We start from the raw sequence: 16625 nt of genomic DNA, 5'->3' as shown, positions 1-16625 counted from the left end.
CAGTAAGCCTGGCTTTTTTCATTATCCAGTACGCGCCAACTTTTTAATCGCAGGCGAAGATGTTCACTCAAAATCAATGTTTAAATAAAACCATCGCTACAAATCATTTTTTACATTACTCAGTTTGAATAATCTTGTAGATCCTTCTTCAAGTGTCAGAAATTCATTTCTTACTATTTTTTTCTGATCTAGCACGGAATGTAAATCTTTTACAGGCCGGTCAATACTCTCATTGGTCAACTGAAAGGTTCCAAAATGTATTCCGATACTTTGTTTTGCCCCGAGGTCTACATGCGCTTGCACGGCCTCCTCTGGATCCATATGCACCTGCTTCATAAACCATCTTGGTTCATAGGCACCAATGGGCAGAAATGCGATGTCTGGTGAACCAAAGTGCTCTCGTATCGCTTTGAAATGAGAAGAGTACGCGGTGTCACCTCCAAAATACACAGTATGTCCGTTAAAGGAAATGACATAACTCCCCCATAAGCTTTGATTTTTATCAAATAACCAGCGATTTGAAAAATGCTCCGCTGGTGCCAAACTCAGCTTAAGCTTTTGCGGTGTCTCTACACTTTGCCACCAGTCGAGTTCAACAACCTGTTGTATTCCATTTTCTTCCAGTAGTTTCTTGTTTCCGAGAGGGACAATAAACATTGGATGAAAAGTAGTATTTAATTGCTTGAGTGTCTCTACATCTAAATGGTCATAATGATTGTGGCTGATGACAACGATATCAATCTCCGGCAGGTCAGAAAAAGCGATGCCGGGTTGTCGATGTCTCTTTGGACCAATCCAGCTAAATGGACTGACACGTTCTGCCCAAACAGGATCCGTCAATAAATTAAAGTGTTCAGTTTGAATCAGTACCGTCGCATGATTTACAAAGGTAATTGCTACCTCGTCCTTACCCCGATTTCTATGGAGATTAAGAGCCTGAGCATTTTTAACCGAGTCCGGCCAGCTTTCAAAATCAAACGAAAACAGTAATTTCAAACCATCCCAAAGTCCGTTACCTTTTGGATTATCAGGATTAAAGAAGCTGGTGCCATCATAGTGATCGGACTTGGGATAGCTTTGTACGGAAGAGCATCCCAGAACCTGGAGCAAGATAATTCCTAGAATAAAACGTACGAAAATCAGAGGCATTTTTTTGACATTTCCAGAAAATAACTAGTGTGTATTGAATACATTTTTCTTTAAAGTTTTGATGTTACTACGGCTTGTCTTTTACTCTCATTACGACCTCATCAGCCCTGCCCAAGTTAAACTTGCCCATGCCAGAAGGTAGCCTATCGTCATAGCACTAAACCCCACAAAAGCTGACTGTCCCAGAAACCGGTCAGCCAACAGACCAAAGGCGGGTATGAATTGCTGAGCGTGAACGCCGAGAAAGTGCGATGGCCGGATATCTTTATAAAAATGCCATCCGACTATTGGCAGCCCCATCCCTTGTGGGGGCTGATTACCCCCGAGAAGAAAGCCGCTCACCGTGGCAAGCACAAAGGTCAGTATCAAACCAACCGTAATCCCGATCAGCGTTACCGATGCGGTCGAATTGCTATTGTGAGTCCAGATCACCCAAGCGAGTATCGCTTGCGATGCAGTCAGACATACGGCGAACAATCCCATCAGAGCACACATGACGGTATGCAGTAAATCCGACGTATTGTAGTGAGATGCTTCTCCCATGATGGCTTGGAGGGTGATATATCCCACTTCAAAGGAAGAGGTACTGACTATTAATATAGCGATCCATTTGAGTGAGGAGTTAGCTTCTGAGCTCACTCCGGAAATCAACATCAGCCATGCGGAAGTGATGGCAAATAATGCCATTGCCGCCATGAATTTCATGGGCTTTACCCACACACCGACCTCACGAATTGTCCTTGAATCTAACTTCGACCAGATATACGTAGGTACCATCGCAAGTACCATGAATAAGCCATAAATGATCAGTGTCTTATGCGCTGTATTGAGTGAAGTCATAGAACTGCTCCCTTCTTAGAATTCTGAGTTTATTAGCATGCGACAGTTTTAAATATTCTGCGAATAACTGTCTCTCAAAGGGCGATAATTATTTTGCTAGCGGACACACCACTTCTTTGCATATCCAGGCCTGCCTGTACATGTTCTAGACCTTTGCCGATCACATACGGTGCTGGTGCCGCAAGGAATTTTCCTGCTGCTAATGCTTGCGGTAAGAAATCGACATAGACAATTTTACTCACCTCGTTTGCAATCAACGAGCTGCCAAAGACGGCCTTCGTCCGAATGCCTCTTAAGCGCGACTTCAGTAGCATCGAGATCACGAAAGCGATGAGTTTGGGTAATTGACGGAAAAACTGTAGCCGCAGGTTGGAGTCCTTTTTCATCTTCTGAAAACTGACCGGAAACGTCGCCATAGAGATGAACTTATTCCCCTTGCATGCGTGAATAATATCCAGACACGCTTCCATAGAACCTGCTCCAATGGCTAAGGCACCTGCAGTAGTTTTGCCATTAAAAGCGTTGATGATATCGGTGATCACAGTTTTACTTTTATAGTCAAATACTTGGCTAGCGCCGAGTTTTCTGACGTAATCAAAATTGTGGGGCGAGGCAGTTGTGATCACTTCGTAGCCAGCGGCAACCGCGAGCTGAATAGCGTTGCTACCAACACTGGTTGAACCTCCCCAAACGAGTAGCGTTTTTCCTGTTCGTTTGGGAGTCACCGAGGGATGTTGTAGCGCCAGCTGGTCTTTTTCAAACAAGCTGCAAGCGGCGGTCGATAGTCCCAGCGGAAGAACGGCAGCACTCTCATAAGGCATATGGTCAGGGATCGGTGATGCCATGTGTTCGAGGACGACGGTATAGGTTTGAAAAGCACCTTCCGCCGCACTGTTTCGCTTTGGATCGCTTCCAACCGCGTGAGCCAGGACGCGCTGACCCGGTTGGAAGCGAGTCACATTTTTGCCAACCTCGACTACCTCCCCCGCGAGGTCTGAGCCAAGAATAAACGGATATTTGATCCAGGAAAATACCAATTCGCCTGCACTTTGGAGTATCCAATCCAGCGGATTGATGGCGATAGCCCGGTTCTTGACAACAATTTCGTTGTCTTTCGGTGGAGTGTACGGTGCAGGCTTTACATCAAGATTAGCTCGTTTCGTTGATATCCACGCAGCGGTATTTGTCGTCATTTGAAACTCTCTGTGATTAATAGCTCGTATTAGCTCGTATCCACCTGCATCAGTCTGTGCTGGGCTGCATAAGGTTTTGATAGACAAATGATAGATGGTTGTCTTAAGACGATCCATGCTCTATAGTCTGAGTTATCTTTTCAATCGTCCGGGAATGACCATGGATCCGCTCTCTGATGTTCTATCTTTGCTCAAGCCACGCAGCTATATGTTCCGTGGACTGGATGCGGGGGGACAATGGTCGATACGGATTCCGGAACAGCAAGGTATCAAGTGTTATGCCGTACTTTCCGGACAGTGCACGCTGAGTGTTGAAGGCGTCGCGGAATCGATACCTCTCAAGCAGGGTGACTGCGTTTTATTACCGAAGGGATATGCAGTTCGTCTCGGCAGTGATCCTAACTTGCTACCGGTTGATGCAGGAGAGGTGTTCCCCCTTGTACCTGAAGGCGATACTGTTACCGTTAACGGCGGAGGCGATTGCTACGGCTGGGGAGGGTTTTTCGAATTTACGGGTAGGCACGCTGGCATGCTATTGGGAGCTTTGCCAGCAATCATCCACATACGAAAAGAGTCAGACAAAGAAGCACTGCGCGGTTCGATAGAACAGATCATGCGGGAGCTAAGAGAGCCGCAACCGGGTGGCTTTTTGATGGCGCAACATCTTGCACACCTGATGCTGGTGCAGGCGCTGCGACTCTTCCTTGCTGAAGGATCGGAAGGGTCGAGTGGTGGTGTGGGATGGCTTTATGCATTGACCGACAAGCAGATCAGCGCTGCTATCAACGAGATGCATCGTCATCCGGCGCATAAATGGACTATACAAAGCCTGGCGGATCGTGTGCATATGTCCCGTTCGACCTTCGCGCTGAGATTTAAAAAGACAGTAGGAGAGTCGCCAATGGAGTATCTGACACGATGGAGAATGCTACTTGCCGGAGACAGATTGTTGAACTCGAATGAGTCGATCGCAGTGATTGCCCCCTCACTCGGCTATGAATCTGAGAGCGCGTTCAGCACCGCTTTCAAGCGTGTCATGCAATGCTCTCCCCGGGAATATAGCCGTAGTCAAAATACGAACACCAGCATCTGAGCTGCTTCCGAATTCCTAGACACTCAGCAATAAAATAATCTCATCGATGAGGGTGAACATGAGTATGTCCTACCAGTGAATATTTCTCTTTTTTGATGTCTACCGGTACCACATGTACATTGCCATGCCGAACCCCGGTTTGTGAAATGATGGCATCAGCGCAGGCGCGCACCTCGGCCATTTTTCCTTTCAGCACGACGGTTTCTAAACAATTGTCATGATCCAGATGGATGTGTTGCGAGGCGATAGCAATATCGTGGTGCTCATGCTGCATGTGGGTCAGACGATTGGCTAATTGGCGTTCGTGATGGTCATAGACATAGCTGACGGTTGCTACGCACCATTTGGCTTTTCCGGTGGCGACATCGGCTTCGCCCAATTCTTTACGCACCAGATCACGAAAAGCCTCGGAGCGATTTAAATAGCCTCTGCTTTCTACCAACTGATCAAAAGCATCTGCCAGATCGTCATCGACTCAAATGGTTAAGCGTCGCATGGTGTTCCTTCATGATGAAAAATGGAATGGGGATGATGACGGATTCGGATTAAAAATTATGTACTAAGCTCAACCGCATCGTACGAGGTTCTACCGGATGGAAATGGACATCATTAACTCCATCTGGCGATTCGCCCTTCAAGCGGGATTGATAGTAATAATCGATGTCACTAGCTTGCTTGTCAAACAGGTTGAATACATCTAGTGTAAGTTTTGTTTTAGGTGATATTTTATAGCCGACGCGTGCATAGGCCAATGTGGTGGACGACGAGCGTACGCTGTTATCTTCGACCAGAGGGCGTGGACCAAAATAGCGTAGATCAAAGCCACCATACCAGCGGCCCACATCGGTAACGGTAACGCCAAAGGAGGCCACCCGGTCGATAGAGCCAGGGATATATGCACCAACCGGATCGTACTGTGTGTAGCGTGCGCGAGACGCTGCCAAGTCCAGATCAAGCAACAACCATGGCGCGGCGATGTAATGATTATTCCATTCAATTCCTGTGCGTCGGCTGGCGCGGCTAGGCTCAGTTTCTCCGGCGTCACCAACGAACAAAAGTTCTGAATCTATATCCAGACGCCAAAGCGCCAGTGAGCTTTGCAGGCCCGGAATAATTTCAGTCCGCATGCCTAATTCACCACCCTTGGTTTTGACTAAAGGTGTCACTGGTGTTGATGCGCCGCCATCAGGTAAGCGTGTTTGCGTAGTGCCACGCGCATCATTGCTATGGAAGCCGCTGCCATAATTGGCGAAGTATTCAGTCTTATCCCATGGCCCAAAAATCAGCGATAGTTTGGGCGAGATGATATGGTCGTTCACTTTGCCAGAGTCGCCTTGTATGCTGCTGTTCACATCAAAATGGTAGGCGTCGTAACGCACGCCAGCGATGCTTCTCAACTTGGGCAGCCACTGTATGGTGTTCTCGGCATACAAGCCAGCGCTGGCTTCTTTTACCTCATCCTGGCGTATGGTGGAGACACGTTGTTGCGCGATGGTGTTGTAGATACCGACCGGCGATACATTATCGTAACGGGTTTGCAAACCTACTTTGTTGCGCATATCCAGTCCGCCGATATTGCTAAACCAGCTCTGACTCACGTTAAAGCCCAGCATACGCCGACGCTCGCTTTGATTGAACTGATCGCCACCATCTGGATTGTCCAGAAAATAAGTGAAATTGCTGAACAGATCGAGCGAAGATTGCACCGCGTAGGCATCCATTTCAAACAAAGAATCCTGAGTACGTTTACGCATGGAGTACGACAAACTATAGCGCGAGGTTTGCCCGCCGTCGCTAGGATCGATCGCGCCAAAACGGTCGATCAAACCCGATTGCACAGCGCGTAAGGGAACCTGATCAGTCGAGTTCCAGCTATTTTTATATGCCATCGCAGTAACATTAAAACCGTCATCTTGCGTGCCTTGGCTGTATCGCAATATGCCGCTGTATTTACGAACATTTTCTGGTGTGTCCCATGGACCGTTGTTACGGTTTAATTCCAGACCATATAGCAGCGTGCCGTTTGCCGCAGCGAGAGAATTCGCCAGCACGGCACGTTGATAACCGTAACTACCTAAAGATAGACTCGCAATCCCTTGAGGTAACTTATCTACCAGCCGGATATGTGCTGCGCCCGCTGAAGCAAAATCGCCTTCGTCGGCAAAATAAGGTCCCTTTTTATAATCGATGCGCTGTACCAGTTCGGGCATTAAAAAGTTCAGATCCGAATAGCCCTGACCATGTGCATGGCTACGCATATTCACCGGCATGCCATCCACATAGGTCGCAAAATCAGTACCGTGATCCAGATTAAAGCCGCGTAAAAAATATTGGTTTGCCTTGCCATCGCCGCTATGCTGAGTCACGATCATGCCGGGTACAAATTCCAATAATTCACCGGCGCGCAGCGCAGGCCGGTTGCTGATCAGATTGGCAGTAACGGAACCCTGACTGGCTGCGTTGGAAGTACCGATCGCATTATCGTAATTGCCCGCTACCGTGACGGTCTGGATAGCATCGCCATCTTTGCTATTTTTTGTATTATCAGCGTCCTTAGTAGCGCTCGTTTGAGCTTGTGTCGCTTGCATACAAAGTAGCGCAAGTGTAGTAAGGACGGCGATATTTTTCTTCTTTAGCATGTGTTGCTCCCAATAATGGTTTTACGCTTTTTGTATGATAAAAAATTAAATAATCATACGTTATTTCAATTTTTCCGCAATTAGTAAAGATTTTTTCCGTACGAACGGGCTATTAGTTACTTAATAAAAATACTACAAATTCTATAACTCAGATACTTATAAATCACATCATCATACTTTTGCTATTTTCTTAATACGGCAAATAATCGTCATTGGATTCAATTAATTCAAAATACTTAGAAGTTATAAATAGAGATGTAAAAGTTCTTCTTTTGTATGAGGAATCTGATAATCTTCATACAAAAATATGGCACTCATATTGAGACCGGTTTAACTAAATTTTTAAGCCTGACGAGGCCATCGATTATTGTCATCAATCCAAAAAAGGTGATTGGCTTCATGGATGATCTTGATATTGCTGAAATTGGTCGCGTACTAGGCTACGACTTGTTCCAGTTCGGAAAACGACAGCCTTGCACCGATTGGCCGCAGAGTGTGGTCGAAGGATTTTTGCATGCAGCGTCGATCAATGTGGTTAAAAAACTAGGCAATCGATATATCAACAAATATCTGCAATTACGCTTAAACGCATTGCGCCGACACAGAATTGTCGATCCACAAATTAACCCTGATTTGATTCAGCAGATTGACGTAGAGCAATGCCCGGTAACTCGTCGTGCACTTACGCATGGAGAGTTAAAAGATACCGATTGGTCGGTTGACCGCTTAAACAACGACGCAGCCTACGCACCGCATAATTTAGCGGTTGTGAGTACCTTGGCCAATCGTGCAAAAGCTGATCGCACTTACGAAGAGGTCTACGCCTTATCGCAACAGACAGATGCGACCGATGGTCTGCAACCGCAAGAATGGTTAAGACTGGCTGCTCTGATGCTGGGGTCTTGTTTTGCTACGCGTCCACGGCTAGCCCCAGTAATACCACTCACTGCACCGATACCAAAACAAACCGTGCGTCTTACCATGCAACAAGTGCAATACGTCATGACGATCATGGCAAAGCGGTCTGCTGGCAAAAATGCCCTGCTTAAAAATTTTAAGACTGTCTCTGACAACAACCAGGCCAGATTATGCTTACACCGGTTGGTAGATGCAGTACATCAGGGTTTGAAGCATGATGAGTCGCCGTGGGACGTTTGGCTACAGGCAGGTGTAATGGATGCCTTGTTAGCATGGCGACTAAGTTTAGACCTTAGGTCTTGGGCTATCGCAGGCCAAGTCTCTATGCAACTAGCTGGCGCACGACCAGTTGAAAAGAACCGTTTGCAATCTTGGCAGTTGAAGACAAGCGGTTATTTTCCCTTCCCTAGCAATACAAGGAAAATCAAACCAGCAGCGAACGTAGGTAGTCAAAAGCAGTATTAAAAATACTCAGTAAATAATTCTAAAATCACATTTGCTTAAATTGATGCTGAAACGCCTGTGATACAGCTATCCATCCGGCATCACCGTGGATACGAAAAGCTAAGCCGCCATCGACTCTTTGTACCGCATCAATTGCGGCGACATTCACAATCGTACTGCGTGAGATTTGCCAGAATTTTTCTGTATCCAATTGCAGTGCCAGGTCTTTAATCGGGGTGCGGATAGTGGTCTTGATAACCCGTATTCACGTTCCAGGTTTTGGGTATGCCAAGTTGTACATCCCAGCAAATGATAAGTTCATCGCGGCGGCGATCAGTGCTGCGGCCAGGATTGTTTTTCCGTATTTCATTTGGTACTCCGAAGTAGTTGATAACGATGCCTATGTTAGTCAGCGCACCATTGACTAACAAGACGGTTGCGATGGAGGACGGAATTTGGGTGACGGAGGCTGAGGATGTGTGCGACAAGCACGAAAATCGATACCTACTTTACGCGACGTGCTGGGGCATCAGCTCACTGAGATTGATACTGATATTTACGTTCTATCGCGGACACGGTGCCGTCCTTCTCCATGTCTCTCAGGATTTTGTTGTAAAGGTCGATATTGCTTTGCGCCGTAAGCGGATTGCAGGCAAGGTATAACTCGACCTGATTAAATTGGAACAGCGGCACAATTTTGCCCGTATATCCTTTGGCTTTGATCAGTCTGTTACCAAGTTTTTCGCCGGTGGCCCAAAAATCAAAACGCTTATACATCAGCTTGCGTGGGTTTTCTTCATCATAGTTGGCGATATCGATTTGTATGCCGTTGTAACTAAAAAACTCACTCACCGCACCCTGGCGATATACCCCAATGATATAGCCACGTAAATCGTCGATATTTTTAGGCTTGCGCGTATCATCTGCCCGCCCAAAAATGACCCAGTTATTTTTAACCAGCGGCCCTACCCATTTGAATAAAGCTTCGCGTTGCGGGGTACGGGTAGTAGAAAAAACGCAGGTATCAGTATCCCGTTGCGCCATCAGGTAGGAGCGCGCCCAAGGGTAAGCTTGGATGCTGATCGCGACCCCGGCACGGCGCATGATTTCAGTTACTTTTTCTGTGGAGATGCCGTTTATCTTGCGGGTTTCAGGATCGACGATATTGAATGAGGGATAGTCTTCCGTCGTCAGGATCAGGCTTTTTTGTTGGGCAATAGCGGCATTGCTAAAAGGGGACAAAACCAGATAGAGCAGAGTGATAAAGCTTAAGCGGCTGATCAACATACTACAACGGTGCATACCCACTCCAGAATGAAGGTTCAGAAATTAATTCCCTGGACATGATCATAATGCATTGCAATATATTCGTTTTGTAAAAAACGCTTTTTTACGGTTTTTGTGACTTTCTACGCTTACAATAAGTCCAATTTTTTTCACTAGGGATGGCAAGATGCAAATTGATCAGTTGTCGTATGGATCAGATTTGTCCGGATTGATTTGTGGCTATGTATTTGTGCAGGGACAAGCCGGGCAAGTGGTACACACGCCAGAAGCCTTGGCATGGCTGCAAAAGCCCGTCGCTGAGAAGGCAGATGCGTTTATTTGGCTGCACTTTAATCTGAGTAATGTCGCGGCAGAAAAATGGCTGCATGAGCATACCGACTTGCCCGAAGAGTTTTATGAAACGCTGCATGAGGGGTCGCGTTCAACCCGGATCGAGCATGCCGATAATGGTCTGATTGCGGTGGTCAACGACGTCTTGCATGATTTTGCGTTCGATGTTTCTGATATCGCTACGTTATGGCTTAGTTTAACCAACAAGGTCCTGATCAGTGCAAGGCGCAAGCCTTTGCAATCGGTAGATCGCCTGCGGAATGCGGTGAATCATGGCGAGTTATTTCATTCGCCGACAGAATTACTGACGCATTTATTCCGCGATCAGGCCGATGTGCTGATCGGTATCGTACGCAACGCGATTACCAAAGTGGATGAGATTGAAGACAAATTATTGGCTGAACGACTCAATCACAAACGCGCCAGATTAGGCGAACTGCGCCGCGTCCTGGTGCGCCTGCAAAGACTGCTGGCACCAGAGCCAGCGGCGCTCTTCCGTCTGCTACAAAAGCCACCAGTCTGGGTCGCAGAGAGTGATGTACAAGAGTTGCGGCAATCAACAGAAGAGTTTGCGGTAGTGCTAAGCGATATGGCATCGCTACAAGAGCGGATTAAGTTGCTGCAAGAAGAAATCGCTGCCGGCGTGAACGAACAAAATAATCGCTCACTATTTGTTTTAACCATCGTCACCGTGCTGGCACTACCGATCAACATCATCGCTGGTTTATTCGGGATGAATGTCGGCGGTATTCCGTTAGCGCAGCATGAAGACGGCTTTTGGATCGTGGTGGCGATTGTGGCGACGTTTACGGTGATTGCAGGTTGGCTGGCGTTTCGTAACCGGGATTGAGCTAGATGGTTCTAATGATATTGGTAAGGTGTGCGATGCGCACCCTATCAATCAATATACTCCCCTTATTTTTTATAGAATATGCCGTATTGTCCAGACTTTATATGGACAATTAATTAATACTCATCGGGAGTATTAATATTAAGTTGCATACCAAATACGCCAAACAATCTTATAGTTTTAGTCGCGTTCAGAAAAATTAAGCGAAATTTAGCAAGGCCAGGTAAAAAAATCACATCGCTTTAAAACGCCATGCATAGGCTTGGCTGACTTTGAGCTTCTCTTTGGAACCGCGCAGTTCCACGGTAAATTTGCCCATCTCATCGCGGTGCGCGCGGGTGATGGCGTCGGCACGGATGACGATGCTGCGGTGGATTTGCCAGAATAATTCTGGGTCCAGACCATCAATAATTTCTTTGAGTGATTTGCGGACGTGCGCCTCGTCCTCGCTGCTGACGACACGGGTGTATTTTTCGTCCGAACTAAAGAACAGGATTTTTTCTACCGGGAACATCTTGATCGTATCGCCCACGCTGGCACTGATCCAACGTATGCGTTCTGCGGCGGGAGTACGCAAGCGCTTGTCCAGTTCTAGCATCAGCTGGCTGATATCTGGCGCAGTTTGTTGGGTGGCGAAGCGTTGTTTTAAACGATCAATCGCTTCTTGCAAACGCAATGGCGAAATCGGTTTGAGCAAATAATCAATCGCACCAGCCGAAAACGCTTCTAAGGCATGGTTATCGTATGCGGTAGTAAACACCGCATGGCAGCGACCTTTGACGGCGTTGGCAACATCGAGGCCGCTCAAGCCCGGCATACGGATATCTAAGAAAGCGATATCGGGTGCATGTTCTTGTATCGCCTCCAACGCATCGGCACCATGTTCGCACACGGCGAGAATACGCAGCTCCGGCCACTGGTCGGCCAGCATGCGGCGCAACTCTTTGCGGGGTAAATCTTCGTCGTCGGCAATGATGGCGGTGGTGGTCATAATCGTAGTCGTCTATAGAATGATGGCGAGATGTTGAGCGTAGCGAATAGTCAGAATTTATGCGGACAAAGGTAAAACAATACTGGCGATCACGCCACCCTCAGGGCGGGCTTTGATTGTCAGGCTGGCGTGCTTGCCGTACATGGATTGCAAACGCTCCTGAATATTGGCCAGACCAATGCCGCTGCCCGATGTGGTGCCGCCAAAACCGACGCCATTATCGGCGACGGACAATTCTAAATACTCCGCGTCGTCCTCATGCTCTAACACTTTTGCGGTAACCGTAATATGTGCCGGCCCTATCTTTGGTTCTATGCCGTGTTTGATCGCGTTTTCGACCAGAGAGATCAGCATCAGCGGCGGTAAGGCAGCATCGACCACATCCGACTCCACCGATAAACTCAGGCGTGGAATCCGCGCCTGCATCAAAGACAGATAAGCCCGCACGGCTTCTAGTTGTTTGGATAAGCGTGCCTGCTCAGCGCTGCCGTCGTTACGCATTTGTGGAATAGTCGCCCGTAAATAATCGACTAGATGATCCACAATTGCGGTGGCTCTGCCGGGTTCCGTCAGAATCGCTGAACGCACGCCGGCCAGTGTATTAAACAAAAAGTGCGGTTCCACTTGCGCTACCAAAACCGATAAGCGCAACTCAGCCTCACGACGTGCCTCTTGCTCGCGCCGCAGTTCTTGCAAACGCAAGGCTTCAACCAGACGTTTGCGCTGGCGGAAGAACAGCCACAGATCAACGCCGCCGCCTGCGTAGATCAGAAAACCAGCCGCGGTTAAATTTCCCACAATATCGCCTGCCATGATGGTGGATGAATTGCTGATCCGATCGCTGCTATCTTTTGGTTTGCCAGTAGTTGCACCAGCCGCACCAGCCGCCGCACCATCGCTTACGCCAGCAGAAAAAGCAGAAGATGTACTTGCAGGTTTATTTTTCGGATGCTCTTTGTCGGTATCTATTTTTGCGTTGGCATCGAGGTAAATGGTGATGTTTCCATCGCCATAGGCAACATATTTTGTCGCGTAGCGTGTGCCATTAAAGACGCCGTAGCTGAAAGCAGCGCCCAACAACAAGGCAAGAATTAATAGGACTACCTCTTTTCTCTCTCGGTAGTTGCGTTGCCTGACCCAGACCGCGGCTAAAGTACCGACCAGATGCAAGCTAAAAAAACTAATCGTAATTGGTATTGCGGCTGTTAAAAATTTGCGCATATCTGAATTGATCATTAAGCCAATCAGAGCGCAAAACAGTAAGGTAGGGATTAACACGCCGAAGCAAGCTTGCATGCGGTAGCGATACCAGGTGCGGGAAAAAACCGGATAGTTACGGGCGCGGGTCAACCAGGTATCACTTTGCAGCGAGACTTCTGACGGCAGCGGTTGGTCTATTTGTCGCTGATGTAAAGCGGATGGAGTTGGTGTCATGGCAGATCCTTACGTAGTGACTGCACTGTAAGGTTAACCCAGAAAAATGGGGAAGAATGCGACAAAACGGGTTTCAGCCGGATGAGTTAGTACTGGGCTGTGACGAACGCGACAGGCGCTATCCCTTTTTTGCACTATCTTGAGAGTCCGCATTAGGAACAGGACTAGTAACAGAACTAGTAACGGCGTCAGAAGCAGCGTTGGACGCAGTATCGGAAGCAATATCGACAGCAGCATCAGTTGGCTTGCTAACTTGTTGCTTAGCGATCCGGATAATCGTATTGCGGATCGATGCCAGTACCGCGACTGAGTTAAATGGCTTCACAATAAAGCCTTGCACGCCGCGTTCTTGCGCTGCTTGCAAGGTCGGCGCATCAATTTTTGCTGACACCAAAAAAATTAAGGCTTTTGGTAATTCTGACCGCAAGGTATCGAGCAGAGTTAAGCCTTCTTGATTGGTTTCGCCAATATCAACGCAGACGATTTGTGGTTTGAGTTTGACTATCCGCGCTAACACCGCCGGACTGGTATTGCCGTCCCCCACGATTTCGTGGCCGCCAGTGGTCAATACGGAACTGAGCAAGTTGCGCGCAACTGCCTGGTTATCGAGGATGACGGCTTTTAACATAAAGAGTTTTAGCTTAGATGAGGGAGTAGAAGTAGCATAAATGAAAACCTCTGCTTTGTGCCAAGAGAATATTGCTGATATATATTGCCGTCAAATATTTCTTCTTCATACTAGATAGGAGTACCATAATTCTAAGCCCTATCGTCCATACTTTATTTGGACAACTGACTATAAATTATAGATACTCCCCGATAATGCTATATTTCGCCTGGGACTGCATCTCGGCTAAAGCATTTTTAGACGCTCCCGGGCGTGGGCCTAATTGGACTTGGCGTTCTTCACATACTTAACCAGCCATTGATCCTGCTCATATAACATTTGCAAAATCGATTCGCGGGCGCGATAAGCGTGGCTCTCGTTTGGCAGCGTCACCAATTTAGTCACTGCGCCCAGACCTTGCAATGCCTGATACATGCGCTCACTTTGTATCGGGAATGTACCCGGATTATTGTCCTGCTCGCCATGGATAAACAGAATAGGGTCTTTGATCTGGTCTGCAAAATTAAATGGTGCCATCGCCTGATAGACCTCTTTCGCATCCCAGAAATTGCGGTCTTCGGATTGGAAACCAAATGGCGTTAGGCTACGGTTGTAAGCGCCAGAACGCGCAATCCCGGCGCGGAACAGTCGGGTATGCGCCAGCAAATTCGCGGTCATAAATGCACCGTAGCTATGGCCGCCAATCGCAATCTTGCTGCGATCTGCCACACCCAGACGCACGACTTCATCCACAGCGGCCTCGGCATCCATCTTCAGTTGCGGCAGGTAGGTATCGTTCGGCTCTTGTTTGCCTTCGCCTACAATCGGCATCGCCGGATGATCCAGTACGGTGTAGCCGCGTGCCAGCATGACCTGCGGCCCCCAATAGCTAATCCGGTTGAACTTGTAAGGAGAATCCTTGACCTGCCCCGCCGCTGCCGCAGATTTAAATTCCTCCGGATATGCCCACATCAGCATTGGTCGCGGACCGTCGCGTTTAGCATCGTAGCCAGGCGGTAAATACAGCGTCGCAGACAATGCTACGCCATCGGCACGCTTGTAGTTGATCTGCTGTTTTTGCACCCCTTTAAATTGCGGTGTCGGGTGCGAAAACTGCGTCAATGCGCGTGGTTCGGCAGTCGTGCTCAGATCGCGCAGATAAAAATTTGGCCGCTCGTCGGCGCTTTCGCGGCTAGTAATTAGATGTTTGCCAGCGTCGTCTAATACGGTCAGCACTTGTTCATAAAACGGTGCGGCAGAGCGCCATAAGCGAGTGGTTTTTTTGCTCGTTAAATCAAAGGCATCCAAAAAGGGACGATCACCTTCAGGGCTGGCACCGGTACCCAGCAAGAACAAGGTGTTGCCGTCAGCTGCAGTGCGTAAGACCGAGCGGCCAAAATCGTTAATGCGTTTGGACGGATTGCCGGGGTCGGCATAACGGTCTTCGGATTTGTACGAGAAGATCAGCTCAGGTTTTGTTTGCTCTGCCTGTCCTGGCTGGATGCGCCAGACGTGCACATCGCGGGTCTTCCACCAATACTCGGTGACCAGCGCCAGATCATCGCGCCCCCATTCCACATCGGCAAAACGGCTTGCAAGATCTAGTAATTTTTTTGGAGCGCTTTCAGGATTTGTCCCGTCGAATGGTGCCGCTTGCTGAAAAACCGTATCGCGTACCGCAGCCTCTTTATTCGGATCACCATCATCTTGCGCTTCCGCCCAATATAAGGTCGCTGGTTTATCACTACGCCAGCCATAGTTGCGCGGTCCGGTTGCTACCGCATCATTGCCCGGCGGCAGACGGTCACGCAATGGACGCTCCGTCATCGTTTTTAGCTTCTTGCCTTGCATATCCCACATTTCTACCAATTGCGGAAAGCGGGAAATCGGCAACATATTGGAATACGGACGGCGCAATTGCGTCGCCAGGATGTATTTACCATCGGGTGATGGTTGCGCGGCTAGCAAAGTCGTGGCGACGCCGATGCGTTGCAGCTCGCCTTTGGTCGTGACGATAGCGAGCTGGCTTTGCAATTGCCAATCCAGCATATCGGCGTCGGCAGGAGATTTCAACATGTCGGGATAAGTCCGGTTTTGTGTGACCTTACCGCCCAAACTTTCTTGAACATTCGGCCCCGTTGGCGCAGTAGGTGCGACAGGTGCTGCAGCTTGCTTGAGCGGATTGACCCGCACTAGCAGTTTTTGCGGCGTATTTGGCGTTGATAAGGATAAGCCACTTAGCCAAGTAAAACCACCACCGGCAACTGCATTTAAGGGTTCTTTAATCAGGCGATGCGCGCTGGCTTTTTCTACATCCAGCAACCAGAGTTCCACACCACTATCGCTCCAGCGGCTAAAGGCAATCCAGCGTTCGTCTGCTGACCAGGCAGTATCCGCAATCCGCGGATTAGTAGGCAAGCCAGTAACATTACGGGTTTTGCCCGTCGCCACGTCGAGCAGCGACATACCGTCACCAAATTCAAACCGGCTGGCAGCACGCATTTTGCTATTAATACGCAAACCTGCCAGCTTAAGCTCGGGTTGCGCCACATCGGCGATAGACGGCAAACCAGGCAAACTCACCAGCAAGGCCACTTTACGCTGCGGTCCCATTTGGAGAGATGGCCCACGCGGGGCGTCGACTACAGCTTGCAATTCAGCCGCAGGCATTTGATAAGTATTGTTCACGGCAGGACTTTCGGCAGCGCTGACAGCAGACATCATAGTCAGACTCATCAGCGAGGCAAAGATTTTGATCGGTGTAGTACGCATGATGCCCTTAAATAAAACGACTGATTCAAAAAAGATCGTACAAAGGAGGCGAGAACAAAAAAATCAGTCAGGAAATTG

15 protein-coding genes are annotated in these 16625 nt (G+C 48.3%); 3 read left to right on the top strand and 12 right to left on the bottom strand.

Translation table 11 applies throughout. The annotated features are described in order from the left end of the window. Positions 1–96: 96 nt before the first annotated feature. From AAKU64_RS15425 to AAKU64_RS15415, 3 genes are all read right to left on the bottom strand, one after another. On the bottom strand, positions 97–1149 hold the full coding sequence (locus AAKU64_RS15425; RefSeq protein WP_354362385.1) for an MBL fold metallo-hydrolase: 1053 nt from the start codon (positions 1147–1149) through the stop codon (positions 97–99). Positions 1150–1239: 90 nt separating this feature from the next. Next, complete coding sequence (locus AAKU64_RS15420; RefSeq protein ID WP_354362384.1) at positions 1240–1989, bottom strand: hypothetical protein; 750 nt, start codon at positions 1987–1989, stop codon at positions 1240–1242. Positions 1990–2063: 74 nt separating this feature from the next. After that, entirely contained in the window at positions 2064–3182 is a 1119-nt protein-coding gene (locus AAKU64_RS15415) for a zinc-binding alcohol dehydrogenase family protein (RefSeq protein ID WP_354362383.1), read from the bottom strand. 160 nt (positions 3183–3342) lie between these two features. On the opposite strand from AAKU64_RS15415, the gene AAKU64_RS15410 reads away from it, so the two are divergent. Next, the gene (locus tag AAKU64_RS15410; RefSeq protein WP_354362382.1) at positions 3343–4275 is read left to right on the top strand and encodes an AraC family transcriptional regulator; all 933 of its coding nucleotides are present in this window, start codon (positions 3343–3345) and stop codon (positions 4273–4275) included. Positions 4276–4315: 40 nt separating this feature from the next. On the opposite strand, the gene nikR is transcribed toward AAKU64_RS15410, so the two are convergent. Both nikR and AAKU64_RS15400 read right to left on the bottom strand, forming a co-directional pair. Then, positions 4316–4738 (bottom strand): nickel-responsive transcriptional regulator NikR, encoded by a 423-nt coding sequence (nikR, locus tag AAKU64_RS15405; protein ID WP_354362393.1) that lies wholly within the window; start codon positions 4736–4738, stop codon positions 4316–4318. 82 nt (positions 4739–4820) lie between these two features. Next, a complete protein-coding gene (locus tag AAKU64_RS15400) occupies positions 4821–6914 on the bottom strand; it encodes a TonB-dependent receptor (RefSeq protein ID WP_354332317.1) in 2094 nt (697 codons plus the stop codon). Positions 6915–7190: 276 nt separating this feature from the next. On the opposite strand from AAKU64_RS15400, the gene AAKU64_RS15395 reads away from it, so the two are divergent. Beyond that, entirely contained in the window at positions 7191–8297 is a 1107-nt protein-coding gene (locus AAKU64_RS15395) for a hypothetical protein (RefSeq protein WP_354362381.1), read from the top strand. A 25-nt stretch (positions 8298–8322) separates the two neighbouring features. Here the strand turns inward: AAKU64_RS15395 and AAKU64_RS15390 are convergent, their stop codons facing one another. Genes AAKU64_RS15390 through AAKU64_RS15380 form a run of 3 tightly spaced genes read right to left on the bottom strand, consistent with a single transcriptional unit; the run spans position 8323 to position 9578 of the window. Next, a complete protein-coding gene (locus tag AAKU64_RS15390; protein ID WP_354332320.1) occupies positions 8323–8487 on the bottom strand; it encodes a LytTR family DNA-binding domain-containing protein in 165 nt (54 codons plus the stop codon). Positions 8488–8503: 16 nt separating this feature from the next. Further along, positions 8504–8764: a hypothetical protein gene (locus AAKU64_RS15385; protein ID WP_354332322.1), complete on the bottom strand. Its 261-nt coding sequence runs from the start codon at positions 8762–8764 to the stop codon at positions 8504–8506. Between the two features lie 46 nt (positions 8765–8810). Beyond that, positions 8811–9578: a substrate-binding periplasmic protein gene (locus AAKU64_RS15380; protein WP_354362380.1), complete on the bottom strand. Its 768-nt coding sequence runs from the start codon at positions 9576–9578 to the stop codon at positions 8811–8813. A 151-nt stretch (positions 9579–9729) separates the two neighbouring features. On the opposite strand from AAKU64_RS15380, the gene AAKU64_RS15375 reads away from it, so the two are divergent. Continuing rightward, positions 9730–10743 (top strand): transporter, encoded by a 1014-nt coding sequence (locus tag AAKU64_RS15375; protein ID WP_354332326.1) that lies wholly within the window; start codon positions 9730–9732, stop codon positions 10741–10743. Between the two features lie 232 nt (positions 10744–10975). Here AAKU64_RS15375 and AAKU64_RS15370 read toward each other — a convergent pair whose 3' ends face one another. From AAKU64_RS15370 to AAKU64_RS15355, 4 genes are all read right to left on the bottom strand, one after another. Beyond that, entirely contained in the window at positions 10976–11734 is a 759-nt protein-coding gene (locus AAKU64_RS15370; protein WP_354362379.1) for a LytR/AlgR family response regulator transcription factor, read from the bottom strand. Positions 11735–11791: 57 nt separating this feature from the next. Then, positions 11792–13168: a sensor histidine kinase gene (locus AAKU64_RS15365; protein WP_354362378.1), complete on the bottom strand. Its 1377-nt coding sequence runs from the start codon at positions 13166–13168 to the stop codon at positions 11792–11794. 118 nt (positions 13169–13286) lie between these two features. Next, on the bottom strand, positions 13287–13796 hold the full coding sequence (locus tag AAKU64_RS15360; protein WP_354362377.1) for an ANTAR domain-containing response regulator: 510 nt from the start codon (positions 13794–13796) through the stop codon (positions 13287–13289). A gap of 258 nt (positions 13797–14054) precedes the next feature. Then, the gene (locus tag AAKU64_RS15355) at positions 14055–16547 is read right to left on the bottom strand and encodes an alpha/beta hydrolase family protein (RefSeq protein ID WP_354362376.1); all 2493 of its coding nucleotides are present in this window, start codon (positions 16545–16547) and stop codon (positions 14055–14057) included. Between the last annotated feature and the right edge of the window lie 78 nt (positions 16548–16625).

It is taken from the genome of Undibacterium sp. GrIS 1.8 (genome assembly GCF_040544445.1).
Classification (GTDB): Bacteria; Pseudomonadota; Gammaproteobacteria; order Burkholderiales; family Burkholderiaceae_D; genus Undibacterium.
This window is presented reverse-complemented; position numbering and strand designations above follow the sequence as displayed.

Excerpts from the sequence above, each read along its gene's own strand:
- AAKU64_RS15375 (WP_354332326.1), top strand. The coding sequence starts at position 9,730 with ATGCAAATTGATCAGTTGTCGTATGGATCAGATTTGTCCGGATTGATT.
- AAKU64_RS15415 (WP_354362383.1), bottom strand. The coding sequence starts at position 3,182 with ATGACGACAAATACCGCTGCGTGGATATCAACGAAACGAGCTAATCTT.
- AAKU64_RS15380 (WP_354362380.1), bottom strand. The coding sequence starts at position 9,578 with ATGCACCGTTGTAGTATGTTGATCAGCCGCTTAAGCTTTATCACTCTG.
- AAKU64_RS15420 (WP_354362384.1), bottom strand. The coding sequence starts at position 1,989 with ATGACTTCACTCAATACAGCGCATAAGACACTGATCATTTATGGCTTA.
- AAKU64_RS15410 (WP_354362382.1), top strand. The coding sequence starts at position 3,343 with ATGGATCCGCTCTCTGATGTTCTATCTTTGCTCAAGCCACGCAGCTAT.
- AAKU64_RS15355 (WP_354362376.1), bottom strand. The coding sequence starts at position 16,547 with ATGCGTACTACACCGATCAAAATCTTTGCCTCGCTGATGAGTCTGACT.
- AAKU64_RS15400 (WP_354332317.1), bottom strand. The coding sequence starts at position 6,914 with ATGCTAAAGAAGAAAAATATCGCCGTCCTTACTACACTTGCGCTACTT.
- AAKU64_RS15395 (WP_354362381.1), top strand. The coding sequence starts at position 7,191 with ATGAGGAATCTGATAATCTTCATACAAAAATATGGCACTCATATTGAG.
- AAKU64_RS15425 (WP_354362385.1), bottom strand. The coding sequence starts at position 1,149 with ATGCCTCTGATTTTCGTACGTTTTATTCTAGGAATTATCTTGCTCCAG.
- AAKU64_RS15370 (WP_354362379.1), bottom strand. The coding sequence starts at position 11,734 with ATGACCACCACCGCCATCATTGCCGACGACGAAGATTTACCCCGCAAA.
- AAKU64_RS15365 (WP_354362378.1), bottom strand. The coding sequence starts at position 13,168 with ATGACACCAACTCCATCCGCTTTACATCAGCGACAAATAGACCAACCG.
- AAKU64_RS15360 (WP_354362377.1), bottom strand. The coding sequence starts at position 13,796 with ATGTTAAAAGCCGTCATCCTCGATAACCAGGCAGTTGCGCGCAACTTG.